Annotated in this window: 6 protein-coding genes; 5 read left to right on the top strand and 1 reads right to left on the bottom strand. The window is 54.6% G+C overall.

Annotated features, from left to right (window positions below):
- Positions 1-754: 754 nt before the first annotated feature.
- The gene (locus tag GJU83_RS18870; RefSeq protein WP_153634992.1) at positions 755-1,432 is read left to right on the top strand and encodes a hypothetical protein; all 678 of its coding nucleotides are present in this window, start codon (positions 755-757) and stop codon (positions 1,430-1,432) included.
- A 68-nt stretch (positions 1,433-1,500) separates the two neighbouring features.
- The gene (locus GJU83_RS18865) at positions 1,501-3,306 is read left to right on the top strand and encodes a ParB/RepB/Spo0J family partition protein (protein WP_153634991.1); all 1,806 of its coding nucleotides are present in this window, start codon (positions 1,501-1,503) and stop codon (positions 3,304-3,306) included.
- 46 nt (positions 3,307-3,352) lie between these two features.
- Here the strand turns inward: GJU83_RS18865 and GJU83_RS18860 are convergent, their stop codons facing one another.
- Entirely contained in the window at positions 3,353-3,691 is a 339-nt protein-coding gene (locus GJU83_RS18860) for a hypothetical protein (protein WP_104272558.1), read from the bottom strand.
- Positions 3,692-4,483: 792 nt separating this feature from the next.
- Between GJU83_RS18860 and GJU83_RS19145 the strand changes: the two genes are divergently transcribed.
- The 3 genes from GJU83_RS19145 to GJU83_RS18850 all read left to right on the top strand — a co-directional run bounded on the left by GJU83_RS19145 (position 4,484) and on the right by GJU83_RS18850 (position 5,737).
- Positions 4,484-4,618 carry a hypothetical protein gene (locus GJU83_RS19145; protein WP_265734816.1) on the top strand — a complete coding sequence of 45 codons (135 nt, stop codon included), beginning with the start codon at positions 4,484-4,486 and terminating at the stop codon, positions 4,616-4,618.
- Positions 4,619-4,982: 364 nt separating this feature from the next.
- Positions 4,983-5,399, top strand: coding sequence for an antirestriction protein (locus tag GJU83_RS18855; RefSeq protein ID WP_099620077.1), 417 nt, complete (start codon positions 4,983-4,985; stop codon positions 5,397-5,399).
- Positions 5,400-5,479: 80 nt separating this feature from the next.
- Entirely contained in the window at positions 5,480-5,737 is a 258-nt protein-coding gene (locus tag GJU83_RS18850; RefSeq protein WP_099620076.1) for a hypothetical protein, read from the top strand.
- The last annotated feature ends 541 nt before the right edge of the window (positions 5,738-6,278 follow it).

The following is a 6,278-nucleotide window of genomic DNA, read 5'->3' as shown; positions in this document are numbered from 1 at the left end:
AGATTAGTTCTACAGTTCAGAGAGGCAAGCTGACGTTTTCACCGAATGCTTATTCTCGAACGACCTGGGCGCGCCCTTCGGGGCGGGCTTCTCCGGGTTCGCTATTCGCTCATCCCGCCGTTGGCGGGACTGACGCCCTCCGTATCCCTCGCGCTTCCGACCTCCGGCCGGTAAAGGATCCCCGCTGATCGCGGGGCCCCCGAAGTCGGATCAACAGACGCTTCGCGACTGTTAAGACGATCCTCCAGGAGCGAGTGGCTGTGCCACACGCTCTAAAAGCGGGGTGAAGTGCTTCCCGCAGATCGATCCCGACCCCCCATCAACCTTTATGCACCCTCAGACACCAGGACGACCCTCACAAGGTCTACTCGCTGCGCTGCGTTCCACCTTGCAAGGCTCGCCCCGGCGTCTGCTTCGACGGGTGCGGTTGATGGGCGGTCGGGATCTCACGACAGGGCAGGGGCCTGGTCAGCATTCACAAACGATGCGGCGGCGAAGCCGCGCTGAATCTAAGTCGGGCTCTGCCCGATCCCGGCGGCATCCGGACAATCAAGATCATCACACTGCAAAAGACAAGTCTGGCGTTAGACGAAGATGCACAAAGAGGGCTGATTTATATGGGTTTTTATTCTTTGAAAGGTATACAAAGAGATTGACAGCAAGGGCAGGAAAACCGATAATAATCACATGGTCAGCGGGGTGCTGGCCTCCGGGTTCGCCGCCGGTTATCGAGGCGAGTTAGGAGATTCCCACCATGTTGAAAGTCATTTCTACCCCTCATCTGGAAAACCGTGCGGCTTGGGTAATGGCCTTTGAGCTGCGAGACCTTTTCGTAGCCCAGCCTGCCGCTCACGTTCGTCGCTACGGTCTGCACAAAGACGATTTCAACCTCGTGATCACTGACACAGCCGAGGCCATGAGCCGTGGCAAGACTCTGAACCGCTTCAGTTTGGGCGGTAACGAGTCGGACGTGATGGATTTTCTGGCGATCTGTGGCTGGTCACTGAAGAAGGTCTTGGAGGTTTGCGCGGCCTTCGATTGTGAGCCAACCAAGCATGTGCGCCTTCGGGATACGTTGAAGCTTTGGGGCTATCAGAGGGACGCGAAAATCGAATTTTGCCCGTTTGCTGCACAGCGGGTGAACCCTCTGCAAAAGCTGCCCAAGAAATGGACGATTCCCCACGTCGTTCGCCTTTTGGCTCGGGATACCGATGCTCGGGTGAAAACTCAATGGGAGCTCACCGACGATTACAAAGCCGATGCCGATCGCAATTTTGGGCGCGACCATCTGTCGGATCGTTTGGCTCTGTTGCGTGAGTTGGTTGAGGCCGGATCGGCTTGGCGGATTCATGAAGACCATGAGGGGCTGTCCATTTCCCATGGTCAGCGCTCATACGCGATTCACCTCCCTGATCGGCTGATCGCCGCTTAACCCATGCGGGGGCGAGAGCCCCCAACGGTTTCCGGACGGAAACACCCAACTGACAAGGAACTGACACCATGGAACAGAACATCAAATTGAACGCCCTCACAATCTCTGAGAAGAACGTTCGTAAGGTATCGGCGGCAGATGTAGAGGATCAGCAGTTAATCGCTTCTATCGGCTCTCAGGGGCTGCTACAGAACTTGATTGTTGTGAAGTCGAAGAAGCGCGGTAAGTTTGAGGTTGTCGGCGGTGGCCGCCGTCTGGCTGCGTTGCAGCATTTGGCAGAGAACGGCGACATTGCGAAGGATTACGCTGTGCGCTGTGTGGTGAAAGATCAGACCGACGCCACCGAGGCCTCAATGGCGGAAAACTTGAAAGCGGCAATGCACGACGCGGATTGGTTTTCGGCCTATATGCAGTTGAACGAGCAGGGCATGAGCGCCGAGGACATTGCCAAGAAATTCGGCCACAGCGTGACGGATGTTCGCAAACTGTTGAAGCTCGGCGGGGTGGCCCCGGTGATTTTGCAGGCTTTCCGTAATCGGGAACTGGATAAAAAGGAGGTCATGGCCTTCACCGTTTCCGACGATCAGGAAAAACAGGCGGCGGTTTTTGCTGAAATGAAGGAGGGCTATGGCTTCTCGGCGTGGGAGATTCGTTCTCGTTTGCTGCCTGAGAATGTTCGAAGCACCGAGCCTATGGCTGTGTTTGTGGGCTTGGAAGCCTATGAGCAGGCCGGTGGTAGTGTGGCGTCCGATCTGTTCCAGGAGGTGACCTACCTCAACGATCCGGAGCTTTTGAAGTCGTTGGCAGAGGCCAAGATCGAGCGACTGGTGGCTGAGAAGAAGGTCGAGGGCTGGAAATGGGTGGAGTATACCTTTGGTGGTTTCTGGTCCTCACCGTTTGCCAGCATGAGGCGCGTGGAGCCGGAAATTGAAGTGGACCTGCCCGAGGCGTTGAGCGCCCGACTGGCCGAGATCGATGCCCGTTTGAATGTCTTGAATGAGAAGCCGATGCCGGAATGGACAGAGGAAGAGGATGAAGAACACGACCGACTGACCGACGAAGAAAGGGATTTGCAGGAGCAGAAAGAAAACTCTCGAGTATTTTCCGTAGGGCAGAAGGCGGAGGCGGGCGTTCTCATTCTGATTGGACGGGAAGGGGAGCCGGAATACCGCGAAGGCATTGTGAAGCCCGAAGACGGTGAGAAAGGTAGCGAGGGCGAAGACGAGCAGGGCGCGGTTGATGTTCCTAAGAAACCGGACGAAAGCGCGGCGCTCTTGAGTGATCTGAGTGCTTATAGCTTGCAGGCCCTGCAAGCTGATCTGATGGATTCACCGGAACTGTGCTTTGATTTGTCGGTGTTCAATATGGCGTTGCAGCGTGTGGCACAAAGCTTCCTCCGACCCTGTGACATCAGTGTTCAGTGGGCCGAGTTCAGTCCCAAGGACATCCTGGAAACCAAAGCCGCCGAAAAGATTCAGAAAACGCGAGACGGTTTGAATCTGGTTTGGATGAATGAGGAAACCGAGGCGGATATGTTCAGGGCGTTCCAATCACTGACGATGCCGGACAAGCTGGCGATTCACGCTTTTTGTGTCGCTCAGTCGCTGCGTTCATCCAGCTCGGTCATTGCCGAACTTGTGAAAGAGCAAATCAACTTTGATTTAAGCGCTCTCTGGCAGCCGACCAAGGAGAATTATTTCAAGCGGGTCAAGCGCGAAAAGCTGTTGGATATTCTGGTAGAGCTTAAAGGCACCGATCTGGCAGCAGGTATGGCAAATGCCAAAAAGCGCGATTTGGCTGAGTTGCTGGATGGTCTTGAGGAATCCAAAGGTTGGCTACCGCCGCAGATGCGACCTGAAGCTGTGGAGGGTTGATTCTGTCCCTGGGCCGGAGGTTAAGAGACTTCCGGCCCTTTCTTAATCATTCACATGGGAAGTTTGTCATTAGAGCGAAAATCATCACCATTTCAGCTACAGCATCATCGCCCATTCCCATTCTCTCAGCTTCCTCCAAAGTCATCTTTGCGTAATCAATGGAACCAAAATTCATGGTCTCTGGAAGGCAAAAAAGACTTTCTCCAAAACGTTGCTCCACTACGCCGTCGGTGTACATGATGCCCCGTTGTAAACCAAGCATGTACGACTTGTAGGCTGGATCCCTGCGATCTGAGTTTTCTAACTCCTTCAACGTACCAATTGTCATCGCGCTCGCGGGAAGAGCGGTAAGTAGTAGGGTCAAAACTAGAGTAATTCGGAGCATTAGCACTCACCTCTTGATTTAACAGATTGGCCCTATTGCAGAAACAGCCGCAAAATGGGCGCGGCAGTATAATTCAAAGGAGTGCAGCCGTTAAGGTGGCTGCGTGCTGGGATAAATAACCAGGCGCGCCCTTCGGGCCGGGCTTCTCCGGGTTCGCTATTCGCTCATCCCGCGTTGCGGGACTGACGCCCTCCGTATCCCTCGCGCTTCCGACCTCCGGCCGGTAAAGGATCCCCGCTGATCGCGGGGCCCCCGAAGTCGGATCAACAGACGCTTCGCGACTGTTAGAACGATCCTCCAGGAGCGAGTGGCTGTGCCACACGCTCTAAAAGCGGGGTGAAGTGCTTCCCGCAGATCGATCCCGACCCCCCATCAACCTTTATGCACCCTCAGACACCAGGACGACCCTCACAAGGTCTACTCGCTGCGCTGCGTTCCACCTTGCAAGGCTCGCCCCGGCGTCTGCTTCGACGGGTGCGGTTGATGGGCGGTCGGGATCTCACGACAGGGCAGGGGCCTGGTCAGCATTCACCAACGATGTGGCGGCGAAGCCGCGCTGAATCTAAGTCGGGCTCTGCCCGATCCCGGCGGCATCCGGACAATCAAGATCATCACAGTGCGCGGTGCAAGCGTTTTCTAAGATCAATTCGGGTTCTAGGGGGGTGTTCTGATCACTGAAAGATATACAAAAAGATTGACGAAAAATCGGAAATAATGGTATTATTATCCTGCACTTAGGGAATATTCTAAGCGCCACGCTCGCCGGTGTTACGAGGCGATGGAGTAAGAAAAATGAAAACCAAGCTGCAACTAGCCAAGTACGGAAAATGGATTATCGCCGTATTGCTTTTGGCTACCGTCTTGGGTTCCGAGGTTGATTTCCGTTTTGTGTCCAAGGATTGGACGCTGGAACTTCATATCAAGTAACCCTTAGGGGGCCGACGTCTGGCCCCCACTTTCTCAGGGAGAGGTATCGTGAAAGATGAACTGAAAGCGGTCGGGATCGCGTTTCTGGTTGCCGGTACAGCCTTCGTTGCGACGAGTCGAGTGGACTTTAGGGCATCGGTAGCTAAACCCAGCTATCTGCATTTGGAGTGGCCCAGGAGCATGAGCAACCCGTTAATCACATTAGTGGCTGGAAAGATTCCGGCTCAAAGATAAAACTAGGGCTTTAAATGTTGCCTTAAAAGGTGACAAAAGGCGACCTATAAACGATAATTTCATAGTGGTCAGCAGTTGCTGGCCCCCGTGTTTCGCCGGCGGTTTCGAGGCGAGTTAGGAGATTCCCACCATGAGTGCAACCGCACCCTGTTTGTCCAGCGCTTCGGCGTCTGTTTTCAAATTCCGCAAAGCGGCTTTTCCACACTATTTGAGCGCGTACCGCGCTGAGATTGAGCAAACCGTTTTCTCGGTAATGGCTGAGTGGCAGCCGCAATTTCGTGGTGCCCAGTGGCTTTATCTTGCCACCAACTCCGCTGGCTTTTTCATGGAGCCGGTGATCAACGAGCGCCTCAAATTATTCAACCCTCGGAACCTGGTAGCTGTACGCGCAGATGCGACGACCGCAGGCATGGCGTTGTCGTTGGTAGCGTTTACCCGCCTTGCGTGTTTCACCGGTGATCCCGTGTTTTACACGGCTTATAACCGATTGTGGCTCGACGCCATGGATTCGGAACACGCCAAAGACATCAAGCGGTTGATCGCTTAACCGAACTGCTACCCGTCACGTTACCCGTGGCGGGTAAGCACAAAAATTATAGGTTACCCGTGGCGGGTAAGGAGCTACACATGGACACGTTGATCTATTTGCGCAGTGCGGCCGATCTGGCGATGTACGACGAGTTTGAACTGGTAACAGTGACCGGTGGAGGGGTGCATTCTCATTCAGTGTTTGGTATCGCCGGAAAACGCCGTGACAGTCTGGGTGATTTTGTCACACGTCGCCACGCTGTTCTGTTTGCAGATTTGTGTGAGAGCACGCGCGATCTAAGGCGCAGCATGGGTGAGATGAGATTGCTCGGGAGGGATCGCCATGCGTCTCTATGATCATCGAGCACGAGCCGTGGTGCGGGCATTTTCAAAGCGAAAGCCGATTCGGCTGGGACCAATGACGGGCAGGCAGTTTCGGGACCTGGTTATTCACATCCAAAAACGTAAGGAAACAGCAGCATGAGTTTACTAGGGAAAGAGGTAAGGTTTACCGCTCAGTTTTTGAGGGATACCGGCCAACACGTTGGGGATTGGCCCTTGAAACGTGGAACCGTAGTGAGGGAGCTACCACTATCGGAAGGGAAGTCTCTGGTCACGGTCGATGATGCTGCGTTCGGGGAATGGAAAGCTCACAGTGCTAACGTCGAGGTGGTTAAGAACTGCCGAAATGCAGCGAGAGAGAATCGATTGCCTGGTTGTCTGGATGAAGGCGCTCAAGCATAGCGGGAAACCGAGGAATGGTGTTTCGGTCGGGAACCGATTGGTTTTCGGCCGGCCTTCTTAGTTGGGTGATGAACACCTGGGCGCGCCCTTCGGGCCGGGCTTCTCCGGGTTCGCTATTCGCTCATCCCGCCATTGGCGGGACTGACGCCCTCCA

The sequence above is a fragment of the Marinobacter salsuginis genome (assembly GCF_009617755.1).
In the GTDB taxonomy this organism is placed as follows: Bacteria; Pseudomonadota; Gammaproteobacteria; order Pseudomonadales; family Oleiphilaceae; genus Marinobacter; species Marinobacter salsuginis.
Note: the sequence above shows the minus strand (reverse complement) of the source record. Positions and strands in the feature narration are given on the sequence as shown.

Bases quoted from the DNA above. Each gene is read 5' to 3' on its own strand.
- GJU83_RS18850 (WP_099620076.1), top strand. From the start codon at position 5,480: ATGGACACGTTGATCTATTTGCGCAGTGCGGCCGATCTGGCGATGTAC.
- GJU83_RS19145 (WP_265734816.1), top strand. From the start codon at position 4,484: ATGAAAACCAAGCTGCAACTAGCCAAGTACGGAAAATGGATTATCGCC.
- GJU83_RS18865 (WP_153634991.1), top strand. From the start codon at position 1,501: ATGGAACAGAACATCAAATTGAACGCCCTCACAATCTCTGAGAAGAAC.
- GJU83_RS18860 (WP_104272558.1), bottom strand. From the start codon at position 3,691: ATGCTCCGAATTACTCTAGTTTTGACCCTACTACTTACCGCTCTTCCC.
- GJU83_RS18870 (WP_153634992.1), top strand. From the start codon at position 755: ATGTTGAAAGTCATTTCTACCCCTCATCTGGAAAACCGTGCGGCTTGG.
- GJU83_RS18855 (WP_099620077.1), top strand. From the start codon at position 4,983: ATGAGTGCAACCGCACCCTGTTTGTCCAGCGCTTCGGCGTCTGTTTTC.